This is a genomic window from Saccharothrix algeriensis, assembly GCF_016907655.1.
In the GTDB taxonomy this organism is placed as follows: Bacteria; Actinomycetota; Actinomycetes; order Mycobacteriales; family Pseudonocardiaceae; genus Actinosynnema; species Actinosynnema algeriense.
The window spans coordinates 5063806-5080932 of the sequence record NZ_JAFBCL010000001.1; the positions used below are offsets into that span (position 1 = coordinate 5063806).

Annotated in this window: 15 protein-coding genes; 10 read left to right on the forward strand and 5 right to left on the reverse strand. The window is 73.5% G+C overall.

Features of this window, described 5'->3' with window-relative positions; translation table 11 throughout:
* The first annotated feature begins 220 nt into the window (after window positions 1-220).
* Both uvrA and JOE68_RS23205 read left to right on the forward strand, forming a co-directional pair.
* Complete coding sequence (gene uvrA, locus JOE68_RS23200) at window positions 221-3097, forward strand: excinuclease ABC subunit UvrA (RefSeq protein ID WP_204844391.1); 2877 nt, start codon at window positions 221-223, stop codon at window positions 3095-3097.
* Window positions 3098-3274: 177 nt separating this feature from the next.
* Window positions 3275-3772, forward strand: a complete 498-nt coding sequence (locus JOE68_RS23205) for an SRPBCC family protein (protein ID WP_239562324.1) — start codon at window positions 3275-3277, stop codon at window positions 3770-3772.
* Between the two features lie 42 nt (window positions 3773-3814).
* Here the strand turns inward: JOE68_RS23205 and JOE68_RS23210 are convergent, their stop codons facing one another.
* Genes JOE68_RS23210 through JOE68_RS23220 form a run of 3 tightly spaced genes read right to left on the reverse strand, consistent with a single transcriptional unit; the run spans window position 3815 to window position 8015 of the window.
* A complete protein-coding gene (locus JOE68_RS23210; protein WP_204844393.1) occupies window positions 3815-5209 on the reverse strand; it encodes a GntP family permease in 1395 nt (464 codons plus the stop codon).
* Window positions 5206-6807, reverse strand: coding sequence for an N-acyl-D-amino-acid deacylase family protein (locus JOE68_RS23215; protein WP_204844394.1), 1602 nt, complete (start codon window positions 6805-6807; stop codon window positions 5206-5208). The genes JOE68_RS23210 and JOE68_RS23215 overlap by 4 nt, the downstream gene beginning before the upstream one ends.
* A 14-nt stretch (window positions 6808-6821) precedes the next feature.
* Window positions 6822-8015, reverse strand: a complete 1194-nt coding sequence (locus JOE68_RS23220) for an amino acid deaminase (protein WP_204846248.1) — start codon at window positions 8013-8015, stop codon at window positions 6822-6824.
* A gap of 174 nt (window positions 8016-8189) precedes the next feature.
* On the opposite strand from JOE68_RS23220, the gene JOE68_RS23225 reads away from it, so the two are divergent.
* From JOE68_RS23225 to JOE68_RS23235, 3 genes are all read left to right on the forward strand, one after another.
* Complete coding sequence (locus JOE68_RS23225) at window positions 8190-9158, forward strand: sugar kinase (protein WP_204844395.1); 969 nt, start codon at window positions 8190-8192, stop codon at window positions 9156-9158.
* The gene (locus JOE68_RS23230) at window positions 9155-9913 is read left to right on the forward strand and encodes an IclR family transcriptional regulator (RefSeq protein ID WP_204844396.1); all 759 of its coding nucleotides are present in this window, start codon (window positions 9155-9157) and stop codon (window positions 9911-9913) included. Before JOE68_RS23225 ends, JOE68_RS23230 begins: the two co-directional genes overlap by 4 nt.
* 198 nt (window positions 9914-10111) lie before the next feature.
* Window positions 10112-10495 (forward strand): RidA family protein, encoded by a 384-nt coding sequence (locus JOE68_RS23235; protein ID WP_204844397.1) that lies wholly within the window; start codon window positions 10112-10114, stop codon window positions 10493-10495.
* 145 nt (window positions 10496-10640) lie between these two features.
* On the opposite strand, the gene JOE68_RS23240 is transcribed toward JOE68_RS23235, so the two are convergent.
* Window positions 10641-12926: an ATP-binding protein gene (locus tag JOE68_RS23240; RefSeq protein WP_307819837.1), complete on the reverse strand. Its 2286-nt coding sequence runs from the start codon at window positions 12924-12926 to the stop codon at window positions 10641-10643.
* A gap of 67 nt (window positions 12927-12993) precedes the next feature.
* Here JOE68_RS23240 and JOE68_RS23245 point away from each other — a divergent pair, with 67 nt between their 5' ends.
* Window positions 12994-13593 (forward strand): hypothetical protein, encoded by a 600-nt coding sequence (locus JOE68_RS23245; RefSeq protein ID WP_204844399.1) that lies wholly within the window; start codon window positions 12994-12996, stop codon window positions 13591-13593.
* Between the two features lie 568 nt (window positions 13594-14161).
* On the opposite strand, the gene JOE68_RS23250 is transcribed toward JOE68_RS23245, so the two are convergent.
* Window positions 14162-14512: a DUF1844 domain-containing protein gene (locus JOE68_RS23250; RefSeq protein WP_204844400.1), complete on the reverse strand. Its 351-nt coding sequence runs from the start codon at window positions 14510-14512 to the stop codon at window positions 14162-14164.
* Window positions 14513-14777: 265 nt separating this feature from the next.
* Here JOE68_RS23250 and infC point away from each other — a divergent pair, with 265 nt between their 5' ends.
* From infC to JOE68_RS23270, 4 genes are all read left to right on the forward strand, one after another.
* Window positions 14778-15392 (forward strand): translation initiation factor IF-3, encoded by a 615-nt coding sequence (gene infC / locus JOE68_RS23255; RefSeq protein WP_204844401.1) that lies wholly within the window; start codon window positions 14778-14780, stop codon window positions 15390-15392.
* 72 nt (window positions 15393-15464) lie between these two features.
* Window positions 15465-15659, forward strand: coding sequence for a 50S ribosomal protein L35 (rpmI, locus tag JOE68_RS23260; protein WP_015804175.1), 195 nt, complete (start codon window positions 15465-15467; stop codon window positions 15657-15659).
* A gap of 62 nt (window positions 15660-15721) precedes the next feature.
* Window positions 15722-16111, forward strand: coding sequence for a 50S ribosomal protein L20 (rplT, locus tag JOE68_RS23265; protein ID WP_204844402.1), 390 nt, complete (start codon window positions 15722-15724; stop codon window positions 16109-16111).
* Window positions 16108-16938, forward strand: a complete 831-nt coding sequence (locus JOE68_RS23270) for a TrmH family RNA methyltransferase (RefSeq protein WP_204846249.1) — start codon at window positions 16108-16110, stop codon at window positions 16936-16938. Before rplT ends, JOE68_RS23270 begins: the two co-directional genes overlap by 4 nt.
* The last annotated feature ends 189 nt before the right edge of the window (window positions 16939-17127 follow it).

Genomic DNA, 17127 nt, shown 5'->3' on the forward strand with positions numbered 1-17127 from the left:
TCATCCCGACGTCTGGGCCGAATGGCCTATCGTCCCAGCGTAGGGGCGTCCGCTACCGACCGGTAGAGCCGATGGCGCACGATCGCGGCCCCACCCGCCGGTTTTTGTCGGTGCCCGCCCCTACCATGGTGCCGCCCTCCCCCGACAGGTCTGTCGTGGTGGTCGGAGTACGCTTTTCGAACGTCTGTTCGGGGATGGCCGAATACCGAAGGGAACCGTTGTGGCTGACCGCCTTGTCGTTCGCGGCGCGCGCGAGCACAACCTGCGGGGCGTGGACCTCGACCTGCCCAGGGACAGCCTCATCGTGTTCACGGGCCTGTCCGGCTCGGGCAAGTCCAGCCTCGCGTTCGACACGATCTTCGCCGAGGGCCAGCGGCGGTACGTCGAGTCGCTGTCCGCCTACGCCCGGCAGTTCCTCGGCCAGATGGACAAGCCGGACGTCGACTTCATCGAGGGCCTCTCGCCCGCGGTCTCCATCGACCAGAAGTCGACCAGCCGCAACCCGCGCTCGACGGTGGGCACCATCACCGAGGTCTACGACTACCTGCGGCTGCTCTACGCCCGCGCGGGCAAGGCGCACTGCCCGACCTGCGGCGAGGCCATCTCCAAGCAGACGCCGCAGCAGATCGTGGACCAGGTGCTGGCCATGGCGGCGGGCACCAAGTTCCAGGTGCTCGCGCCGGTCATCCGGGGGCGCAAGGGCGAGTACCTCGACCTGTTCTCCACGCTGCAGTCGCAGGGCTACTCGCGGGCGAAGGTCGACGGCGCGGTGTACGCGCTGGGCGAGGTGCCCAAGCTGAAGAAGCAGGAGAAGCACGACATCGCGGTGGTGATCGACCGGCTCAGCGTCAAGGCGAGCGCCAAGCAGCGGCTGACCGACTCGGTGGAGACGGCGCTGCGGCTGGCCGACGGCCTGGTCGAGCTGGAGTTCGTGGACCTGCCGGAGAACGACCCGGGCCGCGTGCGGGGCTTCTCGGAGAACCTGGCCTGCCCCAACGGCCACCCGCTGGCCATCGAGGACCTGGAGCCGCGGTCCTTCTCGTTCAACTCGCCCTACGGCGCGTGCCCGGCGTGCACCGGCATCGGCGTGCGCAAGGAGGTCGACCCGGAGCTGGTCGTGCCGGACGACGAGCTGTCGCTGGCCGACGGCGCCATCGCGCCCTGGGCGTCCGGGCAGACCTCCGAGTACTTCACCCGCCTGCTGGAGGCGCTGGGCCTGACCATCGGGTTCCGCATGGACACCCCGTGGCGGCAGCTGCCCGCGAAGGTGCAGAAGGCGGTCCTGCACGGCGTCCCCGAGCAGGTGAACGTCCGGTACAAGAACCGGTACGGCCGCGAGCGCTCGTACTACGCCAACTACGAGGGCGTCATCCCGTTCCTGGAGCGGCGGCAGGAGCAGACCGAGTCCGACTACATGCGGGAGAAGTACGAGGGCTACATGCGGGAGGTGCCGTGCCCGGTGTGCCAGGGCACGCGCCTCAAGCCCGAGATCCTGGCCGTCACGCTGCACCACGGGCGCAAGGGCGACAAGTCCATCGCCGAGGTGTGCGCCATGTCGGTGGCCGAGTGCTCGGAGTTCCTCGACGGCCTCGAACTGGCCAAGCGCGAGGCGATGATCGCGGGCGCGGTGCTCAAGGAGATCCAGGCCCGGCTGCACTTCCTGCTGGACGTGGGCCTGAACTACCTGTCGCTGGACCGGGCGTCGGGCACGCTGTCGGGCGGCGAGGCGCAGCGCATCCGGCTGGCCACCCAGATCGGCTCCGGCCTGGTCGGCGTGCTCTACGTGCTGGACGAGCCGTCCATCGGCCTGCACCAGCGCGACAACCACCGCCTGATCGAGACCCTGACCAGGCTGCGCGACCTGGGCAACACGCTGATCGTGGTCGAGCACGACGAGGACACCATCCGCACGTCGGACTGGGTGGTCGACATCGGGCCGGGCGCGGGCGAGCACGGCGGCTCGGTCGTCCACAGCGGCACCTACCGGGAGCTGCTGGCGAACGAGGGCTCGATCACCGGCGCGTACCTGGCGGGCCGCAAGCAGATCCCCATGCCGTCGGCGCGCCGCAAGGTCGACCGCAAGCGCCAGCTGACGGTGGTCGGCGCGCGCGAGCACAACCTGCGCGGCATCGACGTGTCGTTCCCGCTGGGCTGCCTGGTCTCGGTGACCGGCGTGTCCGGCTCGGGCAAGTCGACGCTGGTCAACGACATCCTGGCGACCGTGCTGGCGAACAAGCTCAACGGCGCGCGCCAGGTGCCCGGCCGGCACACCCGGATCAAGGGCCTGGAGCACGTCGACAAGCTGGTGCAGGTCGACCAGTCGCCGATCGGCCGCACGCCGCGCTCCAACCCGGCGACCTACACGGGCGTGTTCGACCACATCCGCAAGCTGTTCGCGGCGACGACCGAGGCGAAGGTGCGCGGCTACCAGCCGGGCCGGTTCTCGTTCAACGTCAAGGGCGGGCGCTGCGAGGCGTGCGCGGGCGACGGCACCATCAAGATCGAGATGAACTTCCTGCCGGACGTCTACGTCCCGTGCGAGGTGTGCAAGGGCGCCCGGTACAACCGCGAGACGCTCGAGGTGCACTACAAGGGCAAGACCATCTCCGAGGTGCTGGACATGCCGATCGAGGAGGCGGCGGCGTTCTTCGAGCCGATCAACGCGATCCACCGGCACCTGCGGACCCTGGTCGACGTGGGCCTGGGCTACGTGCGCCTGGGCCAGCCCGCGCCGACGCTGTCCGGCGGCGAGGCGCAGCGCGTGAAGCTGGCGTCGGAGCTGCAGAAGCGCTCGACCGGCAAGACGGTCTACATCCTGGACGAGCCGACCACGGGCCTGCACTTCGAGGACATCCGCAAGCTGCTGGGCGTGATCAACGGCCTGGTGGACAAGGGCAACACCGTGATCGTGATCGAGCACAACCTCGACGTGATCAAGACGTCGGACTGGCTGGTCGACATGGGTCCGGAGGGCGGTTCCGGCGGCGGCACGGTGGTGGCCGAGGGCACGCCCGAGGACATCGCGGACGTGGCGGGCAGCTACACCGGCCAGTTCCTGCGCGAGGTGCTGGGCACGGCCACCGCGGTGGCCGGCTGACCGGGGCCGCGGCCACGCGGCTCCCGGCGTGTTCCGGGGTGGCGTGTTCCGGGGTGGCGTGTTCCGGGGTGGCGTGCCCTTTGTCGTCGTGCCCCGGGGCGCCCTGGGGCGTCGGCGGCGGGGGTCGTCCGAGCGTCCCGCTGGTGCGCCGGTTCGCCCTGCGTGAGCATGGCGACCATGCCGCTGAACTCGTACCGCTTCCGCAGCGTCTGGCGGGTCGACCTGCCCCCGGTCGACGTGTTCGACGTGCTCGCCGACCTGGGCAGCTACCCGCACTGGTGGCCGGAGGTGCGCCAGGCCCGGCAGATCGCCGAGAACGCCGCGGAGCTGCGCTGCCGGTCCCTGCTGCCCTACGACCTGGTCTTCCAGACCTGGCACAACGCGAAGGAGCCCGCGTCGGGCCTGCTCAGAGCCGACCTGGTCGGTGACCTGGACGGCACGGCGAGCTGGCGCGTCCTGCCCGACGGGCCGGGCTCGCGGCTGGTCTACGACCAGGAGGTCACGGTCCGCAAGCCGCTCCTGCGCGGACTCGCGCTCGTCGGCCGCCCGTTCCTCAAGGCCAACCACGAGGTGATGATGCGCAACGGCCGGCGCGGCCTGCGCACCTACCTGGCGGGCTACCGGGCGGCGCGGCGCCTGGCGACCACGCCCCCCGGCGTCGCGGACCACCCCTAGGCGCCCCGGCGCCCGCCGGGTCCCCCACCCGGCGGGCGCCGGTCACACCACCAAGCTGAGCAGCGCCGCGACCGCGAAGCCCACCACGGACAGGATGGTCTCCAGCACCGTCCACGTCTGGAGCGTCTCCTTGACCGACAGGCCGAAGTACCGCGACACGATCCAGAACCCGCCGTCGTTGACGTGCGAGGCGATGACCGAGCCGGCCGCGATCGCCATGACCACCAGCGCCAGCTGCGGCTGCGAGTAGCCCAGCCCGCCGACCACGGGCGCGACGATGCCGGTCGTCGTCACGATCGCCACGGTCGCCGAGCCCTGCGCGATCCGCATCCCGCAGCTGATCACGTAGGACAGCGCGATGACCGGCAGCCCCACGTCGGACAGCTCGGTCGCGAGCACCGCGCCCACCCCGGTGGCCGACAGCACCGCGCCGAAGAACCCGCCCGCGCCGACGACGAGCAGGATCATCGCCACCGGCCGCAGCGAGGCCGCCGACAGCTCGCCGACCTGCGCGCGCGTCATCCCGCGCCGGTGGCCCAGCAGCCAGAACGCCAGCAGCACCGCGATGGTCAGCGCGACCGCCGGCGTGCCGAAGAAGGTGAACACGCCCAGCGCGGTGGAGCCCTTGGGCAGCAGGATGCTGCCGAACGTCCCCGACAGGATCAGCACCAGCGGCACGGCGATGATCCCGAGCACCAGCGACAGCGCCGGCTCGCCGCGGGAGTCGTCGGCGCGCAGCTTCTCGGCCGCGGCCAGCATCTCCTCCGGCACCGGCACGACGACCCGCTTGCCCACCCACGCCGAGAACAGCACGCCGCCGATGAACCACGCCGGGATCGCCACGGCCAGCGCCATGATGATGATCCAGCCCAGCGACACCCCCAGCAGCCCCGCGGCGGCCACCGGCCCGGGGTGGGGCGGCATGAACGCGTGCATCACCGACAGCCCGGCCAGCAGCGGCATGGCGTACAGCACGATCGACCGGCCGCTCTGCTTGGCGGCCACGTAGACCAGCGGCGCGAGCACGAAGATGCCGATGTCGAAGAACACCGGGACGCCGAAGATCAGCCCCGCCAGGCCCATCGCCAGCGGCGCGCGCTTCTCGCCGAAGGCCCGCAGCAGGGTCCGGGTCAGCACCTGCGCGCCGCCGGAGGCTTCCAGGATCGCGCCGAGCAGCGTGCCGAGGCCGATGATCACGGCCACGTGCCCGAGGATGCCGCCGAAGCCGTTCTCCAGCAGCGACCCGGAAGCCTTCTGGGCGGAGCCGACCAGCTTCTCCACCGGCAGCCCGGCGGCCAGCGCCACCAGCAGGCCGACCACCAGCAGGGCGATGAACGGCTCCACCCTGACCTTGATGATCAGCACCAGCAGCAGCGCGATGCTGAGCCCGGACAGCGTGAGCAGCCCACCGGTCGAGTGCTGCAGCCAGTCCATCACGCGCGGCTCCGGGTGTTGCGCAGGGAGTGGCCGGGCAGGGCGTCGGTGCGCCTGCCGCCGTCGATCACGGGGACGCCGTTGACGACCACGTGGGGGATGCCCGCGGCGGCCTGCCGGGGCTCGTCGAAGGTCGCGGTGTCGGCCACCGCGTCGGGGTCGAACAGCACCAGGTCGGCCGCGTAGCCCTCCTTCACCAGGCCGCGGTCGGCCAGCCGCAGGCGCTTGGCGGCGCGCCCGGTCAGGTGCTCGACGCACTCCTCCAGGCTGAGGACGCCCAGCTCGCGCACGTACCGCGCCAGGTAGCGGGGGAACGTGCCCCACGCGCGGGGGTGCGGCCGGTCGCCGACCAGCAGGCCGTCGCTGCCGCCGGTGTGCGCGGGGTGGCGCATGATCGCCCGCACGTTCTCCTCGTGGCCCACGTGCATCAGGCACGACGTGCCGAGCCGCTCGGAGACCAGCGTGTCGAAGTACAGCCGGGCGGGCGCGGTGCCGGCGGCGCGCGCCGAGGCGGCCACGCTGCGCCCGACGAGGTGCGCGTTCTCGGCCCGGCGCACGCCGTTGATCTCGATGGTGTCCCAGTCGACCGGCACGCCGTGGCAGCCGTCGGAGCCGGTCTCCTCGATCTCGGCGCGGATGCGCTCGCGGGTGTCCGCGTCGGACAGCCGCGCCAGCGTCGCGTCCGGGCCGCCCTCGCTGCTCCAGCTCGGCAGCAGGGCGGACAGGTAGGTCGCGCCCGGCAGGTACGGGTAGGTGTCCAGGGTGATGTCCGCGCCCGCCGCGATGGCGTTGTCCAGCAGCGCCAGCAGCTCGCCCGCGCGGCCCCGGTTCACCTCGAAGTTCATGGTGGCGTGCGCGAGGTGCAGGGGGCAGCCGGACTCCCGCGAGACGTCCACCATCTCGGCGTACGCCTCCAGCGCGCCCGCGCCGTAGCTGCGGTGGTGCGGGCTGTAGAACCCGCCCAGCTCGCCGACCACCCGGCACAGCGCGGTCAGCTCGGCCGCATCGGCGTACATGCCCGGCGTGTAGGTCAGGCCCGAGGACATCCCGACCGCGCCCTGCGCCAGCGACTCGGCCAGCACCGAGCGCATCCGGCCCAGCTCGGCCTCGGTCGCGGGCCGGTCCTCCCAGCCCACGCACAGCATCCGCAGGGTGCCCTGCGGCACCAGGTAGGCGGCGTTGACCGCGATGCCGCGGTCGAGCCGGTCCAGGTACTCGCCGACCGACCGCCAGTTCCAGTCGAACCCCGCCGGGTCGTCGTTCCACCCGGCGAGCTGGGAGCGCAGCGCGGCCAGCACGTCGTCGTCCACGGGCGCGTAGGACAGCCCGTCCTGGCCCAGGACCTCGGTCGTCACGCCCTGCGAGACCTTGGCCAGGTGGTCGGGCTCGGCCAGCACCTGCAGGTCGGAGTGGGAGTGCATGTCGATGAAGCCGGGCGCGAGCACCAGGCCGTCGGCGTCGACCACCCGCGCGCCGCCCGCGCCGCGGCGGCCCTCGCGGGCGATCTCGGCGATCCGGCCGTCCCGCACGCCCACGTCCGCCCGGTAGCCGGGCGAGCCCGTGCCGTCCACCACCCGCGCGCCCTTGAAGACGATGTCCACTCCGACGTCCCCTCTCAGAAGTACGTGCGCACCAGGTCGACGACGGTGGTGCCGTCGACCACCGGGAGCAGCTGCCACTTGTCGAACACCGTGCACGGGTGGGAGAGCCCGAAGCCCACCCAGTCGCCGACCTCGACCGCCGAGCCGGCGGGCAGCCGCAGGAAGGCGTGCTGGTCGTTGAGCGCGGTGACCGCGCCGTCGGCGGGCCGCTCCGCGCCGTCGCGCCCGCGCACGACCTGCGGCTCGGGCAGGCCCTCGTCGAACGACACGTCGCGCTTGCCCATCGTCAGCAGCGCCAGCTCGGGCTCGGGCCGGGAGACCACCTGCGCCCACGCCCGCAGCGCCGGCCGCAGCGGCTCGCCCGCGCCCCGCCCGAACGGCGAGATGCCCCGGTAGAAGCCGTCGTCGTGGGTGACGTACGCGCCGCTGCGCAGCACCGGCCGCACCGGGAACGGCCACGGCCCGGTCAGCGCCGCCGCCACCTGGTCGAAGTAGGCGCTGCCGCCGGCGGTGAGGATCGGCTCGTCGACCTCGAACAGCTCCCGGGCCGCGACGACGAACTCGCGGAAGTCGCCCAGGTAGCCGTCCACCTTGGCCAGCGACGGCGCGGAGGCGTCGTGCGCCAGCGCGCCCTCGTACCCGCTGACGCCGACCAGCCGCAGCGCGGGGCTGCGCACCGCGGCGCGGGCGACCTCCAGGGCCGTCCCCGCGTCGCGCGCGCCGGTGCGCCCGCCGGGCGCGCCCAGCTCCACCAGCACGTCCACCGGGCGGCGCGGCGAGCCGAGCGCCTCGGTCATCCGCTCCACCCCGGCCACGGAGTCCACCCAGCAGGTGAACTCGAACGACGGGTCGGCGGCCAGCTCCGCCGCCACCCACGCCAGCCCGGCCGGGTCGAGCAGCTGGTTGGACAGCAGCACGCGCCGCACCCCGAACGCCCGGTAGACGCGCAGCTGGCTGGTGTTGGCCGCGCTGAGGCCCCACGCGCCGTGGTCGAGCTGGCGGGCGAACAGCTGCGGGGCCATGGTCGTCTTGCCGTGCGGGGCCAGCAGCACCCCGTGCTCGGCGCACCACGTCGCCATGGTGGTCAGGTTGTGCTCCAGCGCGGCGGCGTCCAGCACGACCAGCGGACCGACGAAGCCGTCGGCGAACAGGTCCAGCCGGCGGTCGGCCACCTCCCCGATCGTCGCGCCGAACGCGCTCGCGGGCATTCCCTTGAACCGCCAGTCCAGGCGCTCGTGCCGGATCGCGGCCACGGCGTCGTGGTCGATGTCCACTGTCTCGCTCCTCACGTTGCGTATGTCGCAACGGCTATTGCGCGATGTGATGCTGATCTGTGTAACATTCGCCTGCCGCCTCGTCAATCAAGTGGCTCGGAGGAGCGGATGCGGTTCGACCTAACGGGCGGCGTGGTGTGCCTGGGCGAGACCATGGTGGTGCTGGTGCCCGCCGAACCCGGTCCGGTGCGCGCGGCGCGCACCTGGACGCGGGCCGTCGGCGGCGCGGAGTCCAACGTGGCCATCCACCTGGCGCGGCTGGGCCTGCGCAGCCGGTGGGTGGGCGCGGTGGGGGACGACGCGTTCGGCGGGGCCGTGCTCGACTTCGTGCGCGGCGCCGGCGTGGACGTGTCCGGGGTGCGGGTCGACCCGTCCCGGCCCACCGGTCTCTACGTGAAGGAAGCGGACGCGGCGGGCAGCCCCGTCCGGTACTACCGGCGCGGTTCGGCTGCCTCGGCCCTCGGGCCGGACGCGCTGGACCGGGTCGCGCTCGACGACGTCCGGCTGCTGCACGTCAGCGGCATCACCGCCGCCCTGTCCGACAGCTGCCTGGACCTGCTGCGCGAAGCCCTGTTCCGGCCGCGGCGCCACCTGGTGTCGTTCGACCTGAACTGGCGGCCCGCGCTGTGGCCGGGCCGCGACCCGTCGGTGCTGCTCGAACTCGCCGACGCGGCGGACGTCGTGCTGGCCGGCGCGGACGAGGCCGAGGCCGTGTGGGGCACGGGCGACCCGGCGAAGCTGCGCGCGCTGCTGCCCCGCCCGGCGAGCCTGGTGGTGAAGCAGGGGGAGCGGGGCGCGACCCTGGTGGAGGGCGACGAGTTCACCTACCAGCAGGCGCTCAGGGTCGACGTCGTGGAGCCGGTCGGGGCGGGCGACGGGTTCGCCGCCGGGTACCTCGCCGCGCACCTCGCGGGCCTGGCGCCGGCGCGCCGGCTGCGCGCCGGGCACCTCCAGGCCGCCGCGTCCCTGCTCACCAGCGAGGATGTGGGTGAGCCACTGCCGCCGGAGGTGACCGGTCCGCTGCTGGACGCCGATCCGCCGACGTGGGCCGCCGCGCACCTGAGGAGACTGGGATGAGTCAGAGCCTGGACCGGGCGTTGACCCTGATGGGGGAACTGGCGACGGGTGCCAAGACGCTGGACGAGCTGTCCGCCGTCATCGAGGTCCACAAGTCGACGACGCTGCGGCTGCTGCGCACGCTGGAGGCGCACCGGTTCGTGCGCCGCGACGGCGTGCACCACTACCGGCTGGGCGCCGCGCTGTTCGACCTGGCCAACCGGGCCCTGGAGGAGCGCGACGTGCGCCGCGCCGCCGAACCGGCCCTGCGCGACCTCAACGCGCGGCTCGGCTACACCGTCCACCTGGCGTCCTACGAGGGCGGCGAGGTCATCTACATCGACAAGTACGACAGCACCCACCCGATGCGGATGTACTCGCGCATCGGCCGCCGCGCGCCGCTGCACTGCACGGCCGTGGCCAAGGTGCTGCTGTCCGACCTGCCCGAGGAGCGCCGCCGGGAGGTGGCCGAGACCATCGACTACGTGCCGCTGACCGCGAACACCATCACCACGCCCGCCGCGTACCTGGCCGAGCTGGACCGCGTGCGGGAGCACGGCTTCGCCGTGGACAACGCCGAGCACGAGGACTTCATCCACTGCGTCGCGGCCCCGATCCGAGGGGCCCGCGGCGAGGTGCTGGCCGCGGTGTCCATGTCGGTGCCCAAGGTGATGCTCGACTTCGACGGCCTGATCGGCCACCTGCCCGACCTGCTGGCCACCGCCAGGGCGGCCTCCGTCGAATGCGGCTGGACCCCCACCCCCACCCCTTCTTGACCCTCCACCCCCCGGACCGGCTCCAGCCAGGTCCCCCCATTCCCGCGGCCTCTCATGCCCCGTGCGAGGCCGCGTCGGTAGGTCGCGCCCGATTTTCGGCGATCACGCTCTTCGATCGCCGAAAATCGGGCGTGAACTGCCGACTACAGGCGGCCGAGCCGCCGCCTGCGAAGCAGCGGCAATAGATACAGGAGCGACATGTCCAAGACCGAGATCCGTACCGCGAACGCGCCCAAGCCGGTGGCGTCGTTCTCCCAGGGCGTCCGCAAGGGCAACGTGCTGCAGGTCGCGGGCCAGGTGGCGTTCGACCCCGAGTCGGGGGCGATCGTCGGCAGCACCGTGGCCGAGCAGACCCGGCAGGCGCTGGCCAACGTCGCCGCCGTGCTGGAGGCGGGCGGCGCGTCGCTGGAGGACGTGCTGATGCTGCGCGTCTACCTCACCGACACCGCGCACTTCGGCGAGATGAACGAGGTCTACAACGAGATCGTGACGCAGCAGCCGTTCCCGGCCCGCACCACGGTGTACGTGGGCCTGCCGGAAGGTCTGCTGGTGGAGATCGACGCCCTCGCGGTCGTCGACTGACGGCGCCGTCCCGGGCCCGCGCGCGGTGACGCGGTGGACTTCTGCCGGTTGTTCTGCGTGGTGTCGCGGTGGCCGTGGGGGTTGACTCGGGTCAACCCCCACGAAGCGCGTCACGGAAGGACCCACGGCGATGGCCAGCAACGCGTCACCGATCGGCTGACCTCAGTTCGGCGGCTCGCGTGCGGCACCGATCTGCCGCGTCCGGGTCGCCGAGGCCGTCGTGCACGTCGGCCAGCACGTCGAGCACCGCGCCCAACCGGTGGTGGCGGTGCCCGGCGAGCACCTCGGCCGCTTCGACCAGCTCGGCGTGCGCCGCGACGAGGTCACCGAGCCGGCACAGCGCCAACCCGCGCAGGTGCCGGGCGTCGCAGGTGCTGCTGGGGGCGGTGGCGGCGACCGAGTGCCGAAGCGCCTCGGTCGCCGCCTCGAGCACCTCCGGCCACCGCTCGAGCCCCGCGAGGCTGTCGGCGGTGCGCACCAGCAGGCTCCCCAGCATCTCGTCGGTCATCTCCGGGGTCACGTCGAGCTTGCCGGAGCGGACGTCGTCCAGCAGCCGCCGGTGCACCTCCAGCGACTCCTCGTACCGGTGCAGCCGGTGCAGCACCACCCCGAGGCAGGACAGCGAGATCCGCTCGCCCAGCGCGTACCCGGCCCGGCGGAACAGCTCCCGCGCCCGGCCCGCGCTCCGCTCCGCCGCGGCCAGGTCGCCGAGCCGCACCTGGGAGACGGCGCGGTAGTGCACGGCCCAGGCTTGCTCCTTGACGTCGCCCGCCGCTACGGCCGCCCGCCACGCCTCCTCGTGCAGCGCGAGGGCCTCCTCGGGCCGGCCCAGCAGCACGCACCGCGTCCAGGTCAGGAAGTTCAGCTGCACGGCCTCGTCGCGCACGCTGCCCAGCGCCCGCGCCGCCGCCACCCCCGCCGTGAACACCTCGACCCAGGTGTCGCCGCGCCCCCGCTGGTCGGAGTACCAGTGCACGGCGGTGGCCAGGTCCAGCACCTCCCGGTGCATCCCGTGCCCGGCGGCCCAGCGCAGCGCGCCCAGCCAGTGCGACGCCTCGGCGGTCAGCCACGCGTCGGCGTCCCTGCGGTCGTCGAACAGCTCCGCGGGCGCGGTGCGGGCGTCCGGGCCGAAGAAGCCCGCCGCCGTGCCGGCCGTGCCCAGCAGCCAGGACGCGACGCGCCGGCGCGCCTCGTCGTGGTCGGGCTCCTCGTCGGCCAGCCGCTCCCCGGCGAACACCCGGATCAGGTCGTGGAACACGTACCGGCCGGGCGTCTCGGCGGTGTCGAGCAGGTTCACGTCCACCAGCTCCTCGAGCGTGTCCTCGGCGGTGAACCGGTCCACGTCCGCCGCGACCGCGGCCAGGTCCGGCGTGAACGACCCGCCGGGCGCCAGCGCCAGCCGCCGGAACAGCAGCGCGGCCTTGCCGCCGAGCTGCCGGTAGGACAGCTCGAACGCGGCCCGCACCTGGAGGTCGCCCGCGGTCAGCGCGGACAGCCGGTGCCGCTCGTCGGCCAGCTGCCCGGCCAGGTGCTCGACCGTCCACTTGGGACGACCGGCCAGCCGGTTGCCCGCGATCCGCAGCGCCAGCGGCAGGCGCCCGCACAGCTCGGCCACCCGCCGGGACGCGGCCGGCTCCGACGCCACCCGCGACCGCCCCGCGATGACGCCCAGCAGGTCCACCGACTCGGCCGGGCCGAGCACGTCGAGCCCCAGCCGCGCCACCGCCTCCAGGCCCGCCAGCACCTGGCGGGAGGTCACCAGCACCAGCGAGCCCCGGCCGGTGGCCAGCAGCGGGCGCACCTGCGCCTCGTCCGCGGCGTTGTCCAGCACCAGCAGCGTGCGGCGGTCGCGCAGCAGCTCCCGGTACAGGTCGGAGCGCTCCGCCTCGCTGCCCGGCGGGTCCTGCACGCCCAGCGCCAGCAGCACCCGGTGCACCACCTCGGCCGGGTGCACCGGCCGGGGGTCCATGCCGCGCAGGCTGAAGAAGAAGCACCCGTCGGCGAACCGCGGCCCGAGCCGGTAGCCGGCCCGCACCGCCAGGCTGGTCTTGCCCGCGCCCGGCGGGCCGTGCACGACGACCACCGACGTCCGCGCGGTGGTGTCGGACATCTCGGCCAGCGCCAGCAGCTCCCGGTCCCGGCCGGTGAGGTCCGCGACGTCGGGCGGCAGCGCGCAGGCCGCCACGGCGACCGGCTGCCGCCGCACCCGGCCCTCCTTCGCGGCGCCGACCAGGGCGCGCAGCTCGTCCGGGGACAGCGCGAGCACCGCGGCCAGCGCCTCCACCGTGCGCCGCTGCGGGCCCCTGGCCCGGCCGCGCTCCATGTCGCTGATCGCGCGGACGCTCACCCCGGAGCCGTCCGCCAGTTCCTCCTGGGTCAGCTGCGCGCGCCGCCGGTGCCCGCGCAGCAGCTCGCCGAACGTTCTCCCCACTGCTCCGACCCTACTGCCGGCGGTGTCCCGGGCGATCGCGCCGGTCCGGGCTGGTAATGCTTCGGGCATGAAGTGGTACGCGGACCGGCCGGAGCGGCTGGTGTGGCAGGTGGTCGCCGACGCGCTGGCGGTGGCGTGGGTGTGGTTCTGGGTGACGGCGGCGCTGGCGGCCCGGGACGTGGTGCTGGCGCTGCGCGCGCCGGGCGACGGGCTGACCAGGGCGGGCGGCGGCCTGCGGGACACCTTCGCCGACGCGGCGGCCAGGGCCCGCGAGGTGCCCCTGGTGGGCGGGAGGCTGGGCGAGGCGCTGGACCGCGGCCGGGACGCGGGCGGCACGCTGGTCGACGCCGGGAACACCCAGGTCGAGGCGGTGGAGACCGGCGCGCTGTGGCTGACGACCGCGCTGATCGCCGTGCCGGTGGCGTTCCTGCTGGTCACCTGGCTGCCGCTGCGGGTGCGCTACGCCGTGCGCGCCGGGGCGGCGCGGCGCCTGCGCGACACCGGCCGGCGCGACCTGCTGGCGCTGCAGGCGCTCAACCGGCTGCCGCTGCGGGAGCTGGCGCGCTTCGCCGGCGACCCGGCCGACGCGTGGCGACGCCGCGACGAGGAGGTCATCGGGCTGCTGGCGGCCCGGCAACTGGCGGTCGCCGGCCTCCGCGACCGATGACCGCCGCGCCCCGGGACAGCCGCACCACGACCCGACCGGCGTTGTCGTACCCCTGTGGTTGGCTATGTGCAAGGGGTGCTCCTCAGCGGGGTACCCCTTGGCCGTGTTCGGCGGTGGCCGCCCGGTGGCCGTGGTCATCCGGTGGCCGTGGCCGCTCGGCAAGCGTGGCCGCTCGGCAAGCGTGGCCGCTCGGCAAACGTGGCCGCCCGGCAAACGTGGTCATCCGGTGGCCGCTTGGCGACTGCTCGGCAACCCTTGGCCACTCTCGGCAGTTGCTCGGCGACCCGTGGCCGCTCGGCGGCTGTCCGGCGATGATGCCCGCCTGACGACCGCGGCTGCGGACCGACCTCTCCGGCACGAGCCCCGAGCGATTCAGCCGACCGAGTGGTTCCTCCGAGTGGTTCCTCCGCGGCGCACCGCACAGGCCCGACGAGCCGCGCCGAGCGGACCTGCCGAACCGCGCCGCCCCGGAGCCGCGGGGGAGCGGCGTCGGCGTTCGTCGCCGTGCCGGAGCAGCGGGCCGGAGCAGCGGGCGGGTGCGGCGATCGGGGGGTGGGGGAGCGGGCGGTCAGTAGACCGGACCGGTGAACTTCTCGCCGGGACCCTGGCCCGGCTCGTCGGGCACGGCCGACGCCTCGCGGAACGCCCGCTGCACCGACTGCAGGCCCTCGCGCAGCGGCCCGGCGTGCGGGCCCAGGTACTCGGCCGACGCGGTGACCAGGCCGGCCAGCGCCGTGATCAGGCGGCGGGCTTCGTCGAGGTCGCGGCGGGGGCTGGCGTCCGGGTCGTCGTCGGCCAGGCCGAGGCGCTCGGCGGCCGCCGAGAGCAGCATGATCGCCGCTTTGCTGATCACCTCGATGCTGGGGACGTCGGACAGCTCGCGGACGTTGTTCGGAGGCAGGTCGGTCACGGGGGCCATTCTCGCAACCTCCCCGGACGGGTCGCCGGTTCGGGGGTTGACAAGGCCGTCTGCTAGTATTCTCCGCGCGACCAGTCCCCACACGTGTGGGGACGGCAAGTGGAGCCCCCGCTCCCACCCGCGTCCCACCGCCCAGGTGGCCGGGTCCGGTCACCTCGACGGGTGGACTGCGCCCATCGTTGTGCGATCGGTCGGAAGCGGGCCTCACACCGGGCAGGTGTGGGGCCTCTTGTCTTTGGCGCACAACGAGTCACAAAGGACGTGAATGACAAGTCCCTCGAACCGAGGTGCCCCCGCCAGCACCGAGCCGCGCATCAACGACCGCATCCGCGTGCCCGAGGTTCGACTGGTCGGGCCGAACGGCGAGCAGGTCGGGATCGTTCGCATCGAGGACGCGCTCCGACTCGCCCAGGAAGCGGATCTCGACCTCGTCGAGGTCGCCGCGCAGGCACGGCCGCCGGTCTGCAAGCTCATGGACTACGGCAAGTTCAAGTACGAGAGCGCGCAGAAGGCCCGCGAGTCGCGTCGCAACCAGCAGCTGACGGTCATCAAGGAGCAGAAGCTCCGCCCGAAGATCGACCCGCACGACTACCAGACGAAGAAGGGCCACGTGGCCCGCTTCCTGTCGCACGGGAACAAGGTCAAGGTGACCATCATGTTCCGGGGCCGTGAGCAGTCCCGGCCGGAGCTGGGTTACCGGCTGTTGCAGAGGTTGGCGGAGGACGTCGCGGAGCTGGGCTTCGTCGAGTCGAACCCGAAGCAGGACGGCCGCAACATGATCATGGTGTTGGCGCCGCACAAGACCACGAAGACCCGCCCGGTGAAGCACGAGCAGGACTCTGCCGACGACACCGCGGAGCAGGGGTCTGTCGAGGAGTGACCTCCCGGCCCCCGAGCCGGGAGGCAAGCACGGCCGCCCCTCCGGCGGTGGCTGCACGAGACGAGGACGGAAATGCCCAAGAACAAGAGCCACAGCGGGACCTCCAAGCGCGTGAAGGTCACCGGCAGCGGCAAGCTCATGCGCGAGAAGGCCGGCAAGCGCCACCTGCTGGAGAAGAAGTCCAGCAAGCTCACCCGCCGTCTCTCCGGCGCCACCGAGGTCGCGAAGAACGACGTGCCGCGGCTGAAGAAGCTGCTCGGACTCTGAGCTTCCCACTCCCCATGAACACCGGGGCCTGACCCGCCCCACGAGATCGACAGGATGGACCCGTGGCACGCGTCAAAAGGGCCGTGAACGCCCAGAAGAAGCGCCGTACCACCCTTGAGCTCGCCAGCGGCTACCGCGGCCAGCGTTCGAGGCTGTACCGCAAGGCCAAGGAGCAGGTGCTCCACTCGCTGAACTACGCGTACCGCGACCGCCGCGCGCGCAAGGGCGACTTCCGGAAGCTGTGGATCCAGCGCATCAACGCCGGTGTCCGCGCCAACGGCATGACGTACAACCGCTTCATCCAGGGCCTGCGGCTGGCCGAGATCGACGTCGACCGCAAGATCCTGGCCGAGCTGGCCGTCAGCGACCCCGGCGCCTTCACCGCGCTGGTCGAGCTGGCGAAGGCCGCGCTGCCCGCCGACGTGAACGCGCCCGTCGAGGACAAAGCCTGAGCGTCGCGCCACGACCCGAGGATGCTCCGTTCACCGAGCGGACTCCTCGGGTCGTTGCTGCTCGGCGCCTGACCCGGCGCGCCGGCCGCGACCGGGCCGGGCGCTTCCTGGCCGAGGGCGCGCAGGCGGTGCGCGAGGCGCTGTCCTGGGCCGACACCGGGCGGGGGCGGGTGCACGAGCTGTTCGTCACGGCCGTCGCCGCCGAGCGCAACCCGGACCTGCTGCGGACCGCCGCCGACGCGGGCGTGCCGGTCAGCCGCGTGACCGACAAGGCCGCCGCCGCGCTGTCGGAGACGGTGACGCCCCAGGGCGTCGTGGCCGTCTGCGACCCGGTCGACGTGCCGCTGTCCCTGGCCGGCGCCCGGCTCGTGGCCGTGCTGCACGGGGTGTCCGACCCGGGCAACGCCGGCACCGTGGTGCGCGTCGCGGACGCCGCCGGGGCCGACGCGGTGGTCTTCGCGGGCGACACCGTCGACCCGCACAACGGCAAGTGCGTCCGGTCGTCCACCGGCAGCGTCTTCCACCTGCCGATCTCCCGCTCGCGCGCGGCCGACGAGGTCTTCGCGGCCTGCCGCGCGGCGGGCCTGCGCCTGGTGGCCGCCGACGGCTACGCCGAGGACGACCTGGTCACGGCCGACCTGCGCGGCGACCTGGCACGCCCCACCGCCTGGGTGTTCGGCAGCGAGGCCCACGGCCTGCCGGACGAGGTGGTGGCGGGCCTCGACACCGCCCTCAAGGTCCCGATCTACGGCGCAGCGGAGAGCCTCAACCTGGCCACCGCCGCCGCCGTCTGCCTCTACGCCTCCGCACGGGCGCACCGCGCCTGAACCCCTGGCGCCGTTGCGCGCCGAGCGGTGGCGGTGCGGACAGCGCCTGCCGTCCGAGGGACCCCCGAAGGGGCGGGCACGTGCCCGTCGCGGCCCGGCCGGCGTGGTAGTCCGCCCACCTCGCCCCGCGCGGGCGGACACGTGCCCGGACCCGCCGCGCGCCACCGCACCCGGACCCGGTCGGACCCG

Bases quoted from the DNA above. Each gene is read 5' to 3' on its own strand.
- JOE68_RS23205 (WP_239562324.1), top strand. From the start codon at position 3,275: ATGCCGCTGAACTCGTACCGCTTCCGCAGCGTCTGGCGGGTCGACCTG.
- JOE68_RS23220 (WP_204846248.1), bottom strand. From the start codon at position 8,015: ATGCCCGCGAGCGCGTTCGGCGCGACGATCGGGGAGGTGGCCGACCGC.
- JOE68_RS23225 (WP_204844395.1), top strand. From the start codon at position 8,190: ATGCGGTTCGACCTAACGGGCGGCGTGGTGTGCCTGGGCGAGACCATG.
- JOE68_RS23230 (WP_204844396.1), top strand. From the start codon at position 9,155: ATGAGTCAGAGCCTGGACCGGGCGTTGACCCTGATGGGGGAACTGGCG.
- JOE68_RS23235 (WP_204844397.1), top strand. From the start codon at position 10,112: ATGTCCAAGACCGAGATCCGTACCGCGAACGCGCCCAAGCCGGTGGCG.
- JOE68_RS23245 (WP_204844399.1), top strand. From the start codon at position 12,994: ATGAAGTGGTACGCGGACCGGCCGGAGCGGCTGGTGTGGCAGGTGGTC.
- JOE68_RS23250 (WP_204844400.1), bottom strand. From the start codon at position 14,512: ATGGCCCCCGTGACCGACCTGCCTCCGAACAACGTCCGCGAGCTGTCC.
- infC (WP_204844401.1), top strand. From the start codon at position 14,778: ATGACAAGTCCCTCGAACCGAGGTGCCCCCGCCAGCACCGAGCCGCGC.
- rpmI (WP_015804175.1), top strand. From the start codon at position 15,465: ATGCCCAAGAACAAGAGCCACAGCGGGACCTCCAAGCGCGTGAAGGTC.